12 protein-coding genes are annotated in these 19942 nt (G+C 54.9%); 10 read left to right on the forward strand and 2 right to left on the reverse strand.

The features are described 5' to 3' along the window. Positions 1–368: 368 nt before the first annotated feature. Positions 369–1451, reverse strand: a complete 1083-nt coding sequence (locus BUB06_RS18545) for an ABC transporter ATP-binding protein (protein WP_039474973.1) — start codon at positions 1449–1451, stop codon at positions 369–371. Between the two features lie 492 nt (positions 1452–1943). Between BUB06_RS18545 and BUB06_RS18550 the strand changes: the two genes are divergently transcribed. The 6 genes from BUB06_RS18550 (at position 1944) to BUB06_RS18575 (ending at position 9292) form a co-directional block, all read left to right on the forward strand. Beyond that, on the forward strand, positions 1944–3176 hold the full coding sequence (locus BUB06_RS18550; RefSeq protein ID WP_010300990.1) for an extracellular solute-binding protein: 1233 nt from the start codon (positions 1944–1946) through the stop codon (positions 3174–3176). A gap of 88 nt (positions 3177–3264) precedes the next feature. Further along, a complete protein-coding gene (locus BUB06_RS18555) occupies positions 3265–4581 on the forward strand; it encodes a sugar ABC transporter permease (RefSeq protein ID WP_048329346.1) in 1317 nt (438 codons plus the stop codon). 12 nt (positions 4582–4593) lie between these two features. Further along, positions 4594–5442, forward strand: a complete 849-nt coding sequence (locus tag BUB06_RS18560; protein WP_039474975.1) for a sugar ABC transporter permease — start codon at positions 4594–4596, stop codon at positions 5440–5442. A gap of 35 nt (positions 5443–5477) precedes the next feature. Then, entirely contained in the window at positions 5478–6692 is a 1215-nt protein-coding gene (locus BUB06_RS18565; RefSeq protein ID WP_039474977.1) for a glycoside hydrolase family 53 protein, read from the forward strand. Between the two features lie 46 nt (positions 6693–6738). Continuing rightward, positions 6739–8799 carry a beta-galactosidase gene (locus tag BUB06_RS18570; protein WP_039474979.1) on the forward strand — a complete coding sequence of 687 codons (2061 nt, stop codon included), beginning with the start codon at positions 6739–6741 and terminating at the stop codon, positions 8797–8799. 151 nt (positions 8800–8950) lie between these two features. Then, the gene (locus tag BUB06_RS18575) at positions 8951–9292 is read left to right on the forward strand and encodes a glucose PTS transporter subunit EIIB (protein ID WP_010301002.1); all 342 of its coding nucleotides are present in this window, start codon (positions 8951–8953) and stop codon (positions 9290–9292) included. Positions 9293–9698: 406 nt separating this feature from the next. Here BUB06_RS18575 and BUB06_RS18585 read toward each other — a convergent pair whose 3' ends face one another. Beyond that, positions 9699–10664, reverse strand: a complete 966-nt coding sequence (locus BUB06_RS18585) for an aldo/keto reductase (RefSeq protein ID WP_039474982.1) — start codon at positions 10662–10664, stop codon at positions 9699–9701. 263 nt (positions 10665–10927) lie between these two features. Here BUB06_RS18585 and BUB06_RS18590 point away from each other — a divergent pair, with 263 nt between their 5' ends. The 4 genes from BUB06_RS18590 (at position 10928) to mdtC (ending at position 19798) form a co-directional block, all read left to right on the forward strand. Further along, entirely contained in the window at positions 10928–12118 is a 1191-nt protein-coding gene (locus BUB06_RS18590; RefSeq protein WP_029368774.1) for a NupC/NupG family nucleoside CNT transporter, read from the forward strand. Positions 12119–12363: 245 nt separating this feature from the next. Beyond that, positions 12364–13599 carry an MdtA/MuxA family multidrug efflux RND transporter periplasmic adaptor subunit gene (locus BUB06_RS18595; protein WP_039474985.1) on the forward strand — a complete coding sequence of 412 codons (1236 nt, stop codon included), beginning with the start codon at positions 12364–12366 and terminating at the stop codon, positions 13597–13599. Further along, positions 13599–16721, forward strand: a complete 3123-nt coding sequence (locus BUB06_RS18600) for an MdtB/MuxB family multidrug efflux RND transporter permease subunit (RefSeq protein WP_039474988.1) — start codon at positions 13599–13601, stop codon at positions 16719–16721. The genes BUB06_RS18595 and BUB06_RS18600 overlap by 1 nt, the downstream gene beginning before the upstream one ends. Beyond that, positions 16718–19798 (forward strand): multidrug efflux RND transporter permease subunit MdtC, encoded by a 3081-nt coding sequence (mdtC, locus tag BUB06_RS18605; RefSeq protein ID WP_039474989.1) that lies wholly within the window; start codon positions 16718–16720, stop codon positions 19796–19798. The genes BUB06_RS18600 and mdtC overlap by 4 nt, the downstream gene beginning before the upstream one ends. The last annotated feature ends 144 nt before the right edge of the window (positions 19799–19942 follow it).

The raw sequence follows: 19942 nt of genomic DNA on the forward strand, positions 1-19942 counted from the left end.
CTATGCTATGGCGTACTTCATACTCAACAGCCCTATGACAAAAATTACGGCGTCGTAACCGATTGAAGTGCTTGACTGGCAACACGGTTACTCAATCGCCGCAGCGCCTTGACCACTGGCTTTTCGGCGCTAATTGCGTCGCTACGCGATGCCTTCAGCGTGCGTGACCGCTATTCGGGCCGCCAGTGACGCGTTCCCGACGCGGCAGTCACGCCCACCTCAGCGCAATTTTTTACGCCTGGAACACACAGAGCAGCGACATATTTCGCAATAGAGGATTTATAAATGTCAGAATTAGCGCCCGCTAAGGGCGCTGTTTATGTTTAGAAGGGATTTTGGCTATTGAGATTCAGCGATGCAGTCGCTTACTACTCACTGATACGCAGGCCATCGGCGTTGAACACCAGACAGTTATTCGGGGAGAAGAAGACCTCAATATGTTCATAAGGTTTGAAGGCACTGTCACCCGCCAGCAGAAGTTTGAAGTTGTCGATGCCACAGCATTGGCCGAACAGGTAGGTGCTGTTACCTAAACGTTCGACGACTTCACAACCGAATGACAGACGAATCCCCTCACCTTCCGGTGACACGTGTTCCGGCCGCAGCCCCAGCGTTATCGCGCTGCCAACGGTCAGTTCGCCAGTGCGAATCGGCAGCTCAAGCTGCAACTGCTCAGCAACATTCACCGTCAGGCTATCCGGCGCCCAATCGATGACCTGCGCAGGCAGGAAGTTCATTTTTGGCGAGCCGATAAAACCCGCAACAAACTGGTTAACCGGATGATAATAAAGCTCCATCGGCGATCCAACCTGCTCGACTTTGCCGTAGTTCATGACCACAATTTTGTCGGCCAGCGTCATGGCTTCGACCTGATCGTGCGTCACGTAGATCATCGTCGTTTTCAATTCCTGATGCAGTTTGGCAATGTGCAAACGCATATCCACGCGCAGCTCTGCATCCAGGTTCGACAGCGGTTCATCAAACAGGAACACTTTCGGGTTACGCACGATGGCGCGCCCTATCGCCACGCGCTGGCGCTGCCCACCGGATAGCTCTTTCGGTTTGCGCTCCAGCAGGTGAGACAGTTGCAGCGTCTTCGCTACCATCTCGATTTGGTGCTTAATCTGGTCTTTCGGGACGCCATTCACGCGCAGGCCGTAGCCCATATTCTCAGCGACGGTCATGTGCGGGTACAGCGCATAAGACTGGAACACCATCGCCACGCCACGGTGAGCAGGGGCAACATCATTCACCACCGCCTCATCAATCATGATTTCACCGCCTGTGACATCTTCCAGCCCGGCAATCATTCTCAGCAACGTCGACTTACCACAGCCAGACGGCCCAACAAAAACGGCGAACTCTCCATCCGCAATCGTCAGATTCACATCGTGAAGCGTAATCGTTTTGCCAAAATGCTTACTCACTCTATCCAACTGGATCGACGCCATAACGGTAACCTCTTGATAATTTTGCTTTTCAGGATATAAGCGCTGAGTCACAACGGCCCAGTGGTCGTCTACTCAAAATGGCTCGGTAGCCCTTCCAGATGCATTAGCATCCGGCCAGGTTTACCTGCACGCTGGTCATAATTGCAATATAACAGCATGGTGTAACCGTTTGCACAAACAGGGGGTTACTTTTGTGCATAAGATCACAGCCTTTACATGTTTCGCTGGCAGACGTGGCGCACTCTGCTTAATGTAATCGCCATTGGTGTAACCGTTATCCTAGTTTGTGGAAAACGCGTAATAAAGCGTCAAGCACCACACAGCGACGATCGCCAAACAACGTGTACTGTTAGATGCCTCATTCTCTGCGGTGTACTGCCGTGTGATGTAACGTTACACCAACATCGCACAGAGACAGCAAAAACGGCGAAAGCGGAAAGTACGCGACGATTTCCTACCATGATGGGCCCACCAGGGCTTTGAGGACTAATGATGAAAATGAAAACACTGGCCACCGTCATTATGATTTCACTGGGTATCACCGGTGTACTCAGCAAATCAGCGCTGGCAGCCGACAAAGAACTTCTGGTATGGGAAGATATCAAGAAATCCGACGGCATCGCCGACGCGATCAAAGCCTTTGAAAAACAGAATAATGTCAAAATCAAAGTGCTGGAAACGCCCTACGCACAGCAGATTGAGAAACTCCGTCTGGATGGCCCAGCGGGGATCGGCCCGGATGTAATCGTGATGCCACACGATCAGGTCGGTACCGCCGTGGTTCAGGGATTGATCAGCGAACTGAAGCTGGATCAGACGTTCCTGTCGAGTTTCACCAAACCAGCACTGGAAGCACAAACCTATAACGGTAAGCTGTACGGCGTGCCGAAAGCGGTTGAAACCACCGTGCTGGTGTACAACAAAGACCTGATGCCACAGCCGCCGGAAAAATTCGACGACCTGTTCACCTTCTCCAAACAGCAACGTGCCGAAGGCCGCTATGGTCTGCTGGCGAAATTTGACGAAATTTATTACGCCTATGGCGTCATCGCCGGGATGGGTGGCTACATTTTCGGGCAGAACAGCAACGGTTCACCGAACGTAAAAGACATCGGTCTGGATAAACAAGCCACTATCGATGCCGTCAACTACATCAAGAAATTCTATGCAGATGGCCTGTTCCCACCGGGCATCGTCGGTGAAACCGGCGCTAACGCCATCGATTCCCTGTTTACCGAGAAAAAAGCCGCTGCCGTGATTACCGGTCCGTGGGCGTTCCAACCGTACAAAAACGCGGGCGTAAACTATGGCGTCGCCCCACTGCCGCTGCTGCCAAACGGCGAGCATCCGCGTTCGCTGCTGGGCGTGAAAGGCTACAGCATCTCCACCTACTCCAAAAACAAAGAGCTGGCGCAGAAATTCATCGAGTTCATCAACCAGCCTGAGTACGCCAAAATTCGCTTCCAGTTAACTGGCGAAATCCCACCGATCGCGGCGCTGGTTGACGATCCGCTGATTAAGGATGACGAAAAATCCCGTGCTGTCGCGATCCAGTCTGGTTATGCCGTTCCTATGCCGAGCGTACCGGAAATGCAGGAAGTCTGGACGCCAGCGAACAGCGCGCTGCAACTGAGCGTGACCGGCAAGCAGGACACCAAAGCGGCGCTGGAATCTGCCGTGAAGATTATCAAAATGCAGATAGAAGCTAACCACAGTAACCAGTAATCCCCTGCACCACCGTGGGTCAACATGGGATCCCTTATTTCTCCCCAATCGGTTTCGGGATGTGAGGGATACCCATGTTTTTAAGAAAATGGAGGTAGATGTGACCGTCAACGCCAGCGGCCTTACGCCACAAGAAAGAGGATGTCGCCACGCCAGAACGGCTGTATTGCTGGCGCTCGTCCCCGGACTCGGACAGATTTATAATCGCCAGTTCGTCAAAGGCGCGCTTTTCTTTATCGTCATGGCCTGCTTCATCGGCATATTCCATGATTTCCTGCGAAACGGCGCCTGGGGGCTCATCACGCTGGGCACTGAGCTGCCGCGCGATCATTCTATCTTTCTGCTGGCAAAAGGCATTATCAGCGTGATCGTCGCCGCTTTTGGCGTCGGCGTTTACTATCTCAGCCTGCGCGATGCTTACGTGTGCGGTGCTAGACGCGATAAAGGCCTGCCGTTGAACAGCGTGAAAAAGCAATATCAGATGCTGCTGAGCGAAGGCTTCCCTTATCTGATGATCACGCCTGGCTTCATCCTGTTGGTCTTTGTCGTGGTTTTCCCGATTGTTTTCGGCTTTTCCATTGCCTTTACCAATTACAATCTCTATCACACACCGCCCGCCAAGCTCGTCGACTGGGTAGGGATGACGAACTTTATCAACATCTTCCGGCTCGATCTCTGGCGCTCAACGTTCTTTGATGTGCTGCAATGGACGGTGATTTGGACGCTGATTGCGACCACACTCCAGTGCGCCGTAGGCATCCTGCTGGCGATTTTGGTGAACCAGAAAGGGCTGCGTTTCAAGCCGCTGATCCGCACCATCCTGATCCTGCCGTGGGCAGTGCCGGGCTTCGTCACTATTCTGGTCTTCGCGGGGATGTTTAACGAAACGTTTGGCGTGATTAATAACGGCATTCTGGCCGCATTGGGGATTGAGCCTAAAGCGTGGATGACCGACCCGTTCTGGACCAAGACCGCGCTGATTCTGATGCAAACCTGGTTAGGCTTCCCGTTTGTATTCGCCATGACGACGGGCGTATTGCAGGCGATTCCTGACGATTTGTACGAAGCCGCAACCATTGACGGTGCCAGCAGCTGGTACAAGCTGACCACTATCACGCTGCCGCTGGTGCTCTACTCCATTGCACCGATCATCATCACGCAGTACACGTTCAACTTTAATAATTTCAACATCATCTATCTGTTCAACAACGGCGGACCGGCGGTGATCGGCTCCAACGCGGGCGGGACGGATATTCTGGTGTCCTGGATTTATAAGCTGACCATGTCTTCTTCCCAATATGCGATCGCAGCCAGCATCACCATTCTGCTGTCGATTTTTGTCGTGGGCGTCGCGCTGTGGCAGTTCCGCGCCACCAATTCTTTCAAACAAGACAACATGGCATAGGAAAGCGCGCAGATGAAAAAACACAGCGTTAAACGCCAGAATTTTATCAAACTCGGCCTGACCTACCTGCTGTTGACGATCGTGGCCGTTATCATTATTTATCCACTGATCTGGACGGTTGGCGCGTCGCTGAACCCCGGCAACAGCCTGCTCAACACCTCGATCATCCCAGATAACTTCTCCTTCATTCACTATGAGGAGCTGTTTAACGGCCAGATTGACTACGCGGCGTGGTACTGGAACTCGATGAAAATCAGCTTCCTGACCATGATTCTGACGCTCGTCAGCGTCAGTTTCACCGCGTATTCCTTCTCTCGCTTCCGCTTTCGCGGCCGCCAGAATGGGCTGATGTTGTTTCTACTCTTGCAGATGATCCCGCAGTTCTCCGCGCTGATCGCCATCTTCGTACTGGCGCAGATGCTGGGGCTGGTGAACAGCCATATTGCGCTGGTACTGGTTTACGTCGGCGGCATGATCCCGATGAATACCTATCTGATGAAAGGCTATCTGGATGCCATTCCGAAAGATCTGGATGAGTCCGCGCGTATGGACGGCGCAGGCAACTTCCGCATCTTTATCGAGATCATTATGCCGCTGTCCAAACCGATCATCGCGGTGATAGCCCTGTTCTCGTTTACCGGCCCGCTGGGCGACTTCATTCTCTCCAGCACCATCCTACGCACGCCGGATCAGTACACGCTGCCCATCGGGCTGTACAACCTGGTCTCGCAAAAGATGGGAGCCAGCTACACCACCTACGCCGCGGGTGCCGTGCTGATCGCGGTACCGGTCGCCATTCTTTATCTTTCATTGCAAAAGTACTTTGTCTCCGGCCTGACTTCAGGCGGAACCAAAGGGTAATAACTCAACATCTGTACCTATTCCAGGAACGTAAAATGAAAATGAAAAAACGCGTACTGATGGCCGCCATGCTGGCAACTGGCCTGTTGACCTTCTCCCTGCCGCAAACCCTGTATGCCGCAGAGAATGTGACGATCAATAAGTTGACGAACGTCCCTGCCGACTTCATTAAAGGCGCGGATATTTCCATGCTGAACGAGGTGGAAAAGCACGGCGGAAAATTTTATGACGAACATGGCAAACAGAAAGATGCCATGCTGATCCTGAAAGAGAACGGCATTAACTATATCCGTCTGCGCATCTGGAACGATCCGAAAGATGCGGCAGGCAATGGTTACGGCGGCGGTAACAACGATCTGGCGACCACGCTGGCGCTGGCTAAACGCGCCAAAGCGAACGGAATGAAAATACTGCTGGATTTCCACTACAGCGATTTCTGGACCGACCCGGCTCACCAAAACAAGCCCAAAGCCTGGTCTGGCCTAAATGCAGCGCAGCTCACGACTGCCGTACATGACTACACCAAAGCCACCATTAGCGAATTCCAGAAAGCGGGCGTCATGCCGGATATGGTGCAGATCGGTAACGAACTGAACGGCGGGATGCTGTGGCCGGAAGGAAAAAGTTGGGGTCAGGGTGGCGGCGAATTCGATCGCCTCGCGGCGATGCTGAAAGCCGGTATTCAGGGCGTGAAGGACGTACAGGGCGCGAATAACGTCAAAATCATGCTGCATCTGGCGGAAGGCACCAAAAACGACACCTTTATCTGGTGGTTCGATGAAATCGTCAAACGTAATGTCCCGTTTGATGTCATCGGTGCCTCGTTCTACACCTACTGGAACGGCCCCATCAGCGCGTTGCAGTACAACATGAACGACGTCACCAAACGCTACAATAAAGACATCATCGTGGTTGAAGCCGCCTATGCTTACACGTTGGAAAACTGCGATAACGCGGAAAACAGCTTCCAGCAAAAAGAGTTGGATGCCGGCGGTTACCCTGCTTCCGTTCAGGGTCAGGCCAATTACCTGCACGATTTGATGCAAAGCGTCATCAACGTACCCAACCAGCGCGGCAAAGGCGTCTTCTATTGGGAGCCAATCTGGCTGCCTACCCCAGGCGCAACCTGGGCCACGAAAGCGGGTATGAAATACAACAACGACGAATGGAAAGAAGGCAACGCACGGGAAAACCAAGCGCTGTTCGACTGCAAAGGCAACGTACTGCCCTCCATCAAAGCGTTTAAGTAAGTCGTAAACCGTATTCAGAGCGTGACAACCCGTTTAGGAGAGAACGATGTTCAAATTCCCCCCGCTAAGCAGCAAGGTGCCTGTTCTGCTGCACGGCGCAGACTATAACCCTGACCAATGGCTGGACGACCCAGAGGTTCTGGAAAAAGACATTGAGATGATGAAGCAGACACAGTGCAACGTCATGTCCGTGGGCATTTTCAGTTGGTCTGGGATTGAGCCGGAAGAAGGTCGCTACGAATTTGGCTGGCTGGATGGCATCCTCGACACGCTGTATGCCAACGGTATCTTCGTTTTTCTGGCAACACCGAGCGGCGCACGCCCAGCTTGGCTATCGCAAAAATACCCAGACGTACTGCGTGTAGGCAGCAACCGCGTGCAGGCGCTGCACGGCGGTCGCCACAACCACTGCCTGAGTTCGCCGAACTATCGCGAGAAAGTAAAACAAATCAACACCCAGTTGGCAAAGCGTTACTCGCACCATCCTGCAGTGATCGGCTGGCATATTTCCAACGAATACAGCGGCGAGTGCCATTGCGATACCTGCCGCAGCACCTTCCAGAGCTGGCTGAAAGCGCGCTACGGCACGATAGATGCACTGAATAAAGCGTGGTGGAGCACCTTCTGGAGCCACACCTACACCGACTGGTCACAGTTAGAACCCCCGTCGCCCATCGGTGAAGTATCCATCCACGGCCTGAATCTGGACTGGAAACGCTTTAACACCTCACAGGTCAGCGATTTCTGTGCCGCAGAAATTGCACCGCTAAAAGCCGAAAATCCGTCTCTGCCAACGACGACGAACTTCATGGAATACTTCTATGATTACGACTACTGGCAGTTGGCGAAGGTGATCGACTTCGTCTCCTGGGACAGCTACCCGCTGTGGCATAACGCGGAAGATGACTGCACGCTGGGCGCCTACACCGCGATGTATCACGATCTGATGCGTACGCTGAAAGGTGGAAAACCGTTCTACCTGATGGAGTCAACGCCAAGCCTGACCAACTGGCAGCCGATCAGTAAACTGAAAAAGCCGGGCATGCATATCCTGTCTTCGCTTCAGGCCGTCGCACACGGGTCAGACTCCGTGCAGTATTTCCAGTGGCGTAAAAGCCGCGGTTCCGTTGAAAAATTCCACGGTGCCGTCGTCGATCATGTCGGACATATCGACACCCGCGTTGGGCGTGAAGTGCAGGAATTGGGTGACATACTCAACAAACTCGCACCGGTGGCAGGAAGTCGGGTTGACGCCAAAGTCGCCATCATTTTCGACTGGGAAAGCCGCTGGGCAATGGATAACGCCCAAGGGCCACGCAACGCGGGGCTGTTCTATGAGAAAACCGTCACCGAGCATTATCGTACGTTCTGGGAACAAGGCGTGGCGGTGGATATCATCAACGCCGATGTCGATCTCAGCGACTATCAGCTCGTGATCGCACCGATGCTCTACATGGTACGCGATGGCTTTGCCGAACGTGTCGATGCCTTCGTCAAACAAGGCGGCCGCTTCGTCACCACCTACTGGTCTGGCGTCGTCAACGAAACCGATCTGTGTCACCAAAACGGTTTCCCTGGCCCGCTGCGTCCGATCATGGGGATCTGGGCAGAAGAAATCGATGGGCTGTACGATCATGAAAGTAACAGCATCAGCGGTCTGGACGGCAACGAGCAACGTCTGGTCGGCCCGTATCAGGTCACCCACCTGTGCGAGCTAATTCACCTTGAAGGTGCGCGGGCGCTGGCAACCTATGACAGCGATTTCTACGCGGGTCGTCCGGCCGTTACGGTCAATGATTACGGCAAGGGTCAAACCTATTACATCGCATCGCGTAACGATCTCGCCTTCCAGCGTGATTTCTTCACCACGCTGATACAGACGCTGGATTTACCGCGTGCGCTACCGACCGGCCTGCCCTACGGCATTGTCGCTCATCGTCGTGATGACGGGGAAAGTGAGTTTATCTTCGTACAGAACTACACGGCAACGCCGCAACAGATCGCGCTGCCTGCCACCTACGAGGAAATGACCACGGGCAGCACACTTTCAGGGGCGCTCGACCTGTCAGGCTACGGCTGCCGGATTCTACGCCGCGCGCTACAGTAAGGCTCATGCTTGTCGGTTAAGCATAACGATACTGGGCGAGCACAGTGCAGATGTTCCTACGGAACTTCATCACCGTGTGTCGCCTAACAGTAATGTTACGTGGACGGCATTATCATACGCACGCTGATAAACAAACGAAGAGGTGACTACGATGGGCAAGATTCACAATTTTCGGAAATTGTTCGCATCAATGTTGGGTAAGCAAATTACCGAGATTGAAATCGCTTCACCGCTAGACAAAGAAAACTTGCAGCAACTGGTAACCGCCTTTGGCGGCAAAGAAAATATCGTCAGTCTGGATGCCTGTATCACCCGCCTGCGGGTCGAGGTTCACAGCCTGCGGCTGGTTAACAGCGACAGTCTGCAAAAACTGGGCGCTATCGGCGTGATCATCGTCGGCCATCAGGTGCAGGCCATCTTCGGCACCCAGTCGGATAACCTGCGGCGCGAGTTAGCCGCCTGGTTTGAGGATGATGGAGCAGAAGCGCGGTAGCGGTTTTAAGTCTGCTCGGTCGCTATTTCTTAGCCACATTTTTATGCCACTATTGAAGCAGTTTCGTGCGCGATAATACCGTCATTTTCATGCTACCTCGTAGCACGCGCCCGACACGGGGCGGCTCAAACGCCGCCCGCCCCGTGACCCCTAGGCTTTTGGCGGAAATTATGCCGCTACGCGGTCCCATCGGTATTCATGCCCGCTAACCGAGCCGCCAGTGACGCGTTCCCGACGCGGCACTGGCTTTCGCGGCATCCATGCCGCTCACTCGGCGGTCAAGCCTACCGATGCATAATTTTTTACGCCGGATAACAACCATACCCCCATACATTCACAACATTTGTGGCGCACGAAACCATCTTCACGTCCGCATAAAAATCACCACTTCGAAGGTATCAATTTCTTAGTAACGACTCGCGCGATTCAACAGTTCAATATCTTCTGCTGGCAGCACCAGCCGCGTCGCGCCCGCCAGTTCGGCTACCTGTTCCAGCGACGTCGCACTGGCGATTGGGGCAGTGATGCTCGGGCGTGCGATCAGCCATGCCAGCGCGACCTGCGATGGCGTCGTCTGATGCGCATTCGCCACGCTATCCAACGCTTCCAAAATGGTGCGACCGCGCTCGTTCAGGTATTTTTCTACTACGCCCTGCCCGCGTGCGCTTTTCGACGCATCCTTCGGCTGACGATACTTGCCTGACAGAAACCCGCTAGCCAGCGAATAGTAGCTAATGACGCCAATCCCCTGCTCACGCACCAGCGGCTCTAGCGCGGCCTCATAACCCTGCCGATCGTACAAATTGTATTCCGGTTGCAGCGTTTCATAACGCGCCAGATGGTTGGCTTTACTGACTTTCAGCGCCTCCGCCAGACGCGTCGCACTGTAGTTAGACGCCCCAATCGCGCGCACTTTGCCCTCTTTAATCAGCGCATCAAACGCGGCCAGCGTTTCTTCCAGCGGTGTATCTTTGTCGTCAGTATGTGCCTGATAGAGATCGATGTAGTCAGTTTGCAAACGCTGTAATGAGGCCTCGACCGCCTGTCGAATATAGCGGGGAGACAGCCCTTTCTTGCCATCGCCTAAATCCATACCCACTTTGGTGGCAAGAATGACCTTGTCACGCTGGCCGCTTTTTTTCAGCCAGTTACCGATGATGGTTTCAGATTCACCGCCCTGATTGCCGGGAGCCCAGCGCGAATAGACATCAGCGGTATCAATGAAATTCAGCCCGTGCGCCAGCAGCGCATCCAACAGGCTGAACGACGTCGATTCGTCAACCGTCCAGCCAAAGACATTACCGCCGAAAGAAAAAGGTGGAACCACGATCCCAGAACGTCCAAGCTCACGTGTGGTATCTGATACTGACATAATCACTCTCCTTTTGAATCATGCAGAAAACATCATGAAAAGCCCCGCCAGCCTGCAACCTCAAGTAGGCCGACGTCACTTTCTGTGTGGAATAAGAATAATGAATGATCAGAAAAGTGCGAATAACGAGACGTAGCATTTAGTTTAGATAAAATCCCAAGGTATAATTGTTTTTTTGCGTTCTTCCTCTCATTTTTAATGCACGCGTTACATAAAATGACGTGGAAAATTAGGCCTGCCTCATATTTGGAGCACACATGTCCCTGTCCCATATCGCGCAATTTATTCTGGCGCTGGTTGTTGTTGCGGCGCTGGCACTACTCGTCTGCCGCGATCGTAAAAGTATTCGTATTCGTTTTATTATTCAGTTACTCGTCATCGAAATTTTGCTCGCTTATTTCTTCCTGTACTCCGACATCGGATTAGGCGCAGTCAAAGGGGTCGCAGCGCTATTCGACAAACTACTCGGATTTGCAGGTCAAGGGACGGACTTCGTATTCGGTGACATGGTTAACAGTGAGAAGAACCTGATTTCCTTCTTCTTTAAAGTGCTCTGCCCTATCGTCTTCATTTCCGCGCTGATCGGTATCCTGCAACACATTAAAGTGCTGCCCATCATCATCCGCGCGATTGGTACGGTTCTGTCCAAAGTAAACGGCATGGGTAAACTGGAATCCTTTAACGCAGTCAGTTCACTGATTCTCGGCCAGTCCGAAAACTTCATTGCCTACAAAGACATTCTGGGCAAGATGTCCGAAAAACGCATGTACACCATGTCCGCGACCGCCATGTCGACCGTTTCGATGTCTATCGTCGGTGCGTACATGTCTATGCTGGATGCCAAATTCGTCGTTGCCGCGCTGATTCTGAACATGTTCAGTACCTTCATCGTGCTGTCGCTGATCAACCCCTACAAAGTCGGTGAAGAGCAGGAATTGCAGTTGGGTAATCTGCATGAAAATCAGAGCTTCTTTGAAATGCTGGGCGAATACATTCTGGCAGGCTTCAAAGTGGCCGTTATCGTTGCAGCGATGCTGATCGGCTTCATTGCACTGATTGCCGCGGTCAATGCGATTTTCAGCGCCATTTTTGGCATCAGCTTCCAGGAAGTCCTCGGCTACGTGTTCTATCCGTTCGCCTGGATCATGGGTATCCCGTCTCACGAAGCCCTTCAGGTTGGTAGCATCATGGCAACCAAACTGGTTTCTAACGAATTTGTGGCGATGCTGGAACTGCAAAAAGTAGCAGGCGAACTGTCTCCGCGCAGCGTGGGCATCCTGTCTGTGTTCCTGGTGTCCTTCGCCAACTTCTCGTCCATCGGTATTATTGCCGGTGCGATTAAAGGTCTGAACGAACAACAGGGCAACGTGGTTTCCCGTTTCGGCCTGAAACTGGTTTACGGTTCTACGCTGGTGAGCATCCTTTCCGCCGCTATCGCCGGTCTGGTGCTGTAATCCTTCATCACGTTATAAAATTTTTATCTCTATCCGGCGGCCTTATGCTGCCGGATTCTTTTTCCTACAAACCCTGACATATCTTCCATAATTCCTTCATTTTTGTCCGGCATCCCTTGTTTAAACTAGTAAAATAAGGCCATTGGTCTAATAACGTGCTGGGTATGACAGCCAACGCACATGCAGCGTGAAGTATGCGGCTACGCCGTGCCTCCCGCGCAACCTGGAGAGAGTAATCCATCACTATGAATGCCAAACGTATCCGAGGCCTGCTGGTAATTGCCGCCGTTATCGCTATTGCCGTACTGATCTGGCGCCATTTTACCCAGGTACCGCCTGCCGCCCCTGGCACGAGTGAACAGCATGCCGCCCGTACGTCACATTCGGGAAGCAATAGCAATGGCGGTGGACGCCGCGCTGCTATGCGCACGCTGGCCCCTGTGCAGGCTGCGATGACGCAATCCGCTTCCGTGCCCTATTATCTGTCCGGGTTAGGCACCGTGACAGCGGCCAACACCGTGACGCTGCGCAGTCGGGTGAACGGGCAATTGATGGCGTTACACTTTCAGGAAGGGCAACAGGTTAAGGCTGGCGAGCTGCTGGCGGAAATCGACCCGCGTCCTTTTCAGGTTGAGCTGACGCAGGCTCAGGGACAGTTGGCAAAAGATCAGGCCTCACTGGCTAACGCCCGACAGGATTTAGCGCGCTATCAGCAGTTGGTGAAAACCAGCCTGATCTCCCGTCAAGAACTGGATGCGCAGACCGCCGCCGTTCGTCAGGCGGAAGGCACGCTAAAAGCCGATGAAGGTGCCGTCGCCAGCGCACAGCTTCAGCTGGATTACAGCAAAATCACCGCCCCTATCAGCGGTCGGATCGGTTTAAAACAGGTCGATGTGGGGAATTACATCACCAGCGGCGACACCAATGGCATTGTCGTGATTACGCAGACCTACCCTATCGATGTGGTCTTTACCGTACCGGAAGCGGAAATCTCCACGATTCTGAGTGCGCAGAAATCAGGTCAGCCGCCCGTGGTAGAAGCCTGGGATCGTGCTAATCAAAAGAAACTCTCGCAGGGCATCCTGCTGAGCATGGACAACCAGATCGACGCCACCACGGGCACGATCAAGCTCAAAGCGCGTTTTGACAATCTGGACGATGCCCTGTTCCCGAACCAGTTCGTGAATATCCGCATGAAGGTCGACACGCTGAAAAATGCCGTCGTCGCGCCGTCCGCCGCCGTACAAATGGGCAATGAAGGCCGCTTCGTCTGGATTCTGAATGATAAAAATGAAGTGAGTAAGCGTCAGGTTACCACCAGCATTCAGTACGGCCAGCTAGTTGTGGTGACCGCCGGGCTGGACGCGAATGTTCAGGTCGTGACCGACGGTATCGACCGCCTGACCGAAGGCGCGAAAGTGGAAGTCATTCCCTCTGCGTTGACGGAGAAAACGCCCGCAATCGCTGGGGAGAAATCCTGATGCAGGATACCGTTCCAGCCAGCGGCGGTGGGCCGTCACGCCTGTTTATTCTGCGTCCGGTCGCCACGACGCTGCTGATGATCGCCATTCTGCTGGCCGGTATTATCGGCTATCGGGCGCTGCCGGTGTCCGCGCTGCCTGAAGTCGATTATCCGACGATTCAGGTCATTACCCTGTATCCCGGTGCCAGCCCGGACGTGGTGACCTCGGCGATTACCGCGCCGCTGGAGCGGCAGTTCGGACAGATGTCCGGGCTAAAACAGATGTCGACGCAGAGCGCAGGCGGCGCATCCGTTATCACGCTCCAGTTCCAGCTTGAGCTATCGCTGGACGTCGCCGAACAGGATGTACAGGCCGCTATCAATGCGGCCAGCAACCTGCTGCCTAACGATCTGCCCTACCCACCGACCTACAGCAAGGTCAATCCGGCGGATCCGCCGATTATGACGCTGGCCGTCACCTCCAGCGCCATGTCGATGACGCAGGTGCAGGACATGGTGGACAACCGCATCGCGCAGAAAATCTCGCAGGTGGCGGGCGTCGGGCTAGTATCGTTAGCCGGTGGGCAACGTCCGGCAGTACGGGTCAGGCTGAACGCGCCAGCGCTGGCAGCGTACGGTTTGACCAGCGAAACGATCCGCACCGCCATTACTGCCGCCAACGTGAATTCCGCCAAGGGGAGCCTGGATGGTCCGACGCGCTCGGTGACGCTCTCCGCCAACGATCAGATGAAATCCGTTGATGATTACCGCAAGCTGATTGTTGCATGGAAGAATGGCGCGCCGGTGCGGCTTCAGGATGTCGCAACGATTGAGCAGGCCGCCGAGAACATTCATCTCGGTGCCTGGGCGAATCGGCAGCAGGCGATCATTATTAACGTTCAGCGCCAGCCGGGTGCCAACGTCATCACGACCACGGACAGCATTAGCAAGATGCTGCCCGCGTTGAAAGCCAGCCTGCCGAATTCCGTCGAAGTCACCACGCTGACTGACCGCACCACCAGCATTCGCGCCTCGGTGAAAGACGTCCAGTTCGAACTGCTGCTGGCTATCGCGCTGGTCGTGATGGTGATTTACCTGTTCTTGCGTAACGCCGTCGCCACGCTGATCCCCAGCATTGCCGTGCCGCTGTCGCTGATTGGCACCTTTGCCGCCATGTATTTTCTCGGTTTCTCCATCAATAACCTGACGCTCATGGCGCTGACCATCGCCACCGGTTTCGTGGTGGATGATGCCATCGTGGTGATTGAAAACATCGCCCGCTATATCGAAAAAGGGGAAAAACCGCTTAACGCGGCGCTGAAAGGCGCGGGGGAAATCGGCTTCACCATTATCTCTCTGACCTTCTCCCTCATCGCGGTGCTGATCCCGCTGCTGTTTATGGGCGATATCGTCGGACGCCTGTTCCGCGAATTCGCCGTCACACTGGCGGTGTCTATCCTGATTTCCGCCGTCGTTTCGCTCACGCTGACGCCCATGATGTGCGCACGAATGCTGAGCCATCAGTCGCTGCGTAAACAGAACCGCTTTACCCGCGCCAGCGAACGTTTCTTCACTCGCCTGATTGATGCCTACGGCGTCTGGCTGCGTAAGGTGTTGAATCATCCGTGGCTGACACTCAGCGTCGCGCTCGGTACGCTGCTGCTGACAGTTTTGCTCTATATCTGGATCCCGAAAGGCTTCTTCCCGATACAGGATAACGGCATCATTCAGGGCACCGTGCAGGCACCGCAGACGGTCTCGTTCAGCAATATGGCCGACCGCCAGCAGCGTGTCGCATCCATCATCATGAAAGATCCGACGGTGGAAAGCGTGTCCTCGTTCATCGGCGTTGACGGCACAAACGCCGCGCTGAACAGCGGCCGACTGCAAATCAACCTGAAACCGCTCAGTGAACGCAGCGAACGTATTCCAGAGATCATCAGCCGTCTGCAACAGCAAACTGCCCAGATCCCCGGCATTCAGCTGTATCTGCAACCGGTGCAGGATCTCACCATCGACACCCAGATTAGCCGCACGCAATACCAGTTTACCTTGCAGGCGATGTCGCTGGACGAGCTGAGCGAGTGGGTGCCAAAGCTGATGACCGAGTTGAAAAAACTGCCGCAGCTAGAGGATGTCAGCAGCGACTGGCAAGACGGCGCAGCGGTCGCCTACGTCAACGTGAACCGCGACAGCGCTAGCCGTCTGGGTATTACAATGTCACAGGTCGATAGCGCGCTGTACAATGCCTTTGGTCAGCGACTAGTTTCCACCATCTATACGCAGGCCAGCCAGTATCGCGTGGTGCTGGAGCACGATACGACCAACAACACCGGTCTGGACGCGCTGAATGAAGTGCGCCTCATCAGCAGCGACGGCGGAACCATTCCGCTCAGCAGTATTGCTACCATTGAGGAGCGTCAGGGGCCGCTGGCGATCAACCATATCGACCAGTTCCCGTCGACGACAATCTCCTTCAACGTCGCTAAAGGCTATGCGCTGGGCGAAGCGGTTGATGCCATCACGCAGGCCGAGCAGCAGATGAATCTGCCTGCGGATATTACCACTCGTTTTCAGGGCAGTACGCTGGCGTTCCAGTCGGCACTGAGCAGCACCGTGTGGCTCATTGTGGCGGCGATTGTCGCGATGTACATTGTGCTTGGCGTGCTATACGAGAGCTTTATTCACCCGATCACCATCTTGTCTACGCTGCCAACGGCGGGCGTCGGCGCACTGCTGGCGCTCATGATGGCGGGGAATGAGCTGGATGTGATCGCCATTATCGGGATCATTTTGCTCATCGGGATCGTGAAGAAAAACGCCATCATGATGATCGACTTCGCGCTGGCGGCGGAGCGAGAACAGGGCATGAAACCGTATGACGCGATTTATCAGGCCTGTCTGCTACGTTTCCGGCCGATTTTGATGACCACTATGGCGGCGCTGCTGAGTGCGCTGCCGCTGATGCTGAGCACCGGCGTCGGCGCAGAACTGCGCCAGCCGCTGGGGATCTGTATGGTCGGCGGCCTGATCATGAGCCAAGTCCTGACGCTGTTTACCACACCGGTGATCTACCTGCTGTTTGATCGTCTGGCGACGCGATTCCGCCGTGCGCCACGTCAGGAGGAAGAAACCGAGTGAAGTTCTTCGCCCTGTTCATCCACCGCCCCGTCGCCACCCTGCTGCTGACGCTGGCCATCGCGCTCTGTGGCGTATTAGGTTTCCGCCTGCTGCCGGTGTCGCCGCTGCCGCAGGTGGATTTCCCAGTGATCTCGGTCAGCGCCTCGCTGCCCGGTGCTTCGCCGGAAACCATGGCCTCTGCCGTCGCCACGCCGCTGGAGCGGGCACTTGGCAGGATCGCGGGCGTCAGCGAAATGACTTCCACCAGCTCACTCGGTAGTACGCGTGTCATTCTGGTATTTAATCTCGACAGGGATATCAACGGCGCGGCGCGTGATGTGCAGGCAGCTATTAACGCGGCACAGAATCTGTTGCCGTCCGGCATGTCCAGCCGTCCGACCTACCGCAAAGTCAATCCGTCCGACGCCCCCGTCATGATTCTGACGCTGACCTCGGACACCTACAGTCAGGGACAGCTGTACGACTTTGCTTCTACCCAGCTGTCGCAAAAAATTTCGCAGATGGAAGGCGTTGGCGATGTCTCCATCGGCGGGAGTTCGCTGCCCGCCGTGCGCGTCGCGCTGAATCCAGTGGCGCTGTTTAATCAGGGAATTTCCCTCGATGAGGTACGGCAGGCTATCGCGCAGGCAAACGTGCGCCAGCCGCTGGGGAACGTGGAAAACAGCCAGAAAAGCTGGCAGATACAAACCAATGATGAGCTCAAAACCGCCGATGCCTACGCGCCGCTGATTATCCACTACAACAACGGGGCCGCCGTCCGCCTGAGCGACGTCGCCACGGTAGAAGATTCGGTGCAGAACTCCCGTAACGCGGGGATGGCGAACTCGAAGCCTGCGATTCTGGTGATGATTCGCCGCGCGCCGGATGCCAACATTATCACCACGGTAGACAATATCCGCGCCGCGATGCCAGAACTGCGTGCCAGCCTGCCTGCCGAAATACAGCTGGACGTCGCGCAGGATCGTTCACCCACCATTCGCGCCTCGCTGGCGGAGGTCGAGCAATCGCTGATTATCGCCGTCGCGCTGGTTATTCTGGTCGTCTTCCTGTTCCTGCGTTCAGCCCGTGCAACCGCCATTCCAGCGCTGGCCGTCCCGGTGTCGCTTATCGGCACCTTCGCCGCCATGTACCTGTGCGGCTTTAGTCTGAACAACCTGTCGCTGATGGCGCTTACCATTGCCACCGGTTTCGTGGTGGATGACGCCATCGTGGTGCTGGAGAATATTTCCCGCCACATCGAAGCCGGCATGAAGCCGCTACAGGCATCGCTTCAGGGCGTGCGCGAAGTGGGGTTTACCGTCTTATCGATGAGTCTGTCGCTGGTGGCGGTGTTCATCCCACTGCTGCTGATGGATGGCTTGCCGGGGCGATTATTCCGCGAATTCGCCGTCACGCTGTCGGTAGCGATCATGATTTCGCTACTGATCTCGCTGACGCTGACGCCGATGCTGTGCGCCCGCCTGCTGCGTGCTGTACCCAAGCGTAGCCAGCCGCGCATCCGTGGCTTTAATCGTGTATTGCTCGCCATGCAGCAAGGCTACGGGCGCTCGCTGAAATGGGTGCTCAACCATGCGCGCTGGGTGTTGCTGCTCCTGCTGGGAACGATCGCGCTCAACGTCTGGCTGTACATCAGCATTCCCAAGACCTTCTTCCCAGAGCAGGACACGGGCAGGCTGATGGGCTTCATTCAGGCCGATCAGAGTATTTCTTTTCAGGCCATGACGGTGAAACTCCAGAACTTCATGACCATTGTCAGCAGCGACCCGGCGGTGGATAACGTGAACGGGTTTACCGGCGGATCGCGCACCAACAGCGGCTCGATGTTTATCTCACTGAAACCGCTGTCCGAACGTGATGTATCGGCACAGCAGGTGATCAGTCGCCTGCGCGTCAAGCTGGCAAAAGAACCCGGTGCCAACCTGTTTTTAATGCCGGTGCAGGATATTCGTATCGGCGGGCGGGAAGCGAGCGCCGGATACCAGTACACGCTGCTGTCTGACGATTTGAGCGAGCTGCGCATCTGGGAACCCAAGATTCGTGCTGCTTTCAGCAAACTCCCTGAGCTGGCCGATGTGAACTCCGATCAGCAGGATAAAGGCGCGGAAATGGCGCTCACTTACGATCGCGATGCGATGGCGCAGCTCGGCATCAGCGTTTCTGCCGCTAACGCGCTGCTCAATAACGCCTTCGGACAGCGCCAGATTTCGACCATTTACCAGCCGTTAAACCAATACAAGGTGGTGATGGAAGTGGACGACGCCTACACGCAGGATGTCAGTTCACTGAACAAGATGTTCGTGATCAATAACGAAGGTAAGCCTATCCCGCTCTCTTATTTCGCCAGTTGGAAGCCGATCAACTCGCCGCTGTCGGTGAACCATCAGGGGCTGTCCGCCGCCTCGACGATCTCTTTTAACCTGCCAGAGGGCACCGATCTTTCCAGCGCGACGGCAGCGATAGAAAGAACCATGACGTCGCTGGGCGTGCCGTCAGCGGTACGCGGTCAATTCTCCGGTACCGCACAGGCATTCCAGCAGTCGCAGTCTTCCCAACTGTTGCTGATTCTGGCAGCGATTATCACCGTGTATATCGTGCTGGGCGTGCTGTATGAAAGCTACGTCCACCCGCTGACGATTCTGTCTACCCTGCCCTCGGCAGGCGTGGGCGCGCTGCTGGCGCTGGAGTGGTTCGGCGCACCGTTTAGTCTGGTGGCGCTGATTGGCATCATGCTGCTGATTGGGATCGTGAAGAAGAACGCGATCATGATGGTGGATTTTGCGCTGGTGGCACAGCGCAGCAGCGGGTTAAGCGCACAGGACGCCATTTTTCAGGCCTGCCTGCTGCGTTTCCGCCCGATTATGATGACCACGTTAGCCGCGCTGTTTGGCGCACTGCCGCTGGTGTTGACCAGCGGTGATGGCGCGGAACTGCGCCAACCGCTCGGCATCACGATTGTCGGCGGGCTGGTGATGAGCCAAATCCTCACGCTGTATACCACTCCAGTGGTGTATCTGTTTTTCGACAAGCTGAGGAATATTCGGCGCAAAAAACCGGAGAAGGATTTGTCACTGTCGTGACGGAATAGGATTAACGTTAACTATCTAATTAATATGCTATTTATGGGGATATTTCGTGCGCTCAAGCTTCACCGTTTTTCTAATAGCGCCCCGAACGCGCCCGACCAAGGGCGGCTCAATTGCCGTCGCCCTTGGAACCCTGGC

The sequence above is a fragment of the Pectobacterium carotovorum genome (assembly GCF_900129615.1).
In the GTDB taxonomy this organism is placed as follows: Bacteria; Pseudomonadota; Gammaproteobacteria; order Enterobacterales; family Enterobacteriaceae; genus Pectobacterium; species Pectobacterium carotovorum.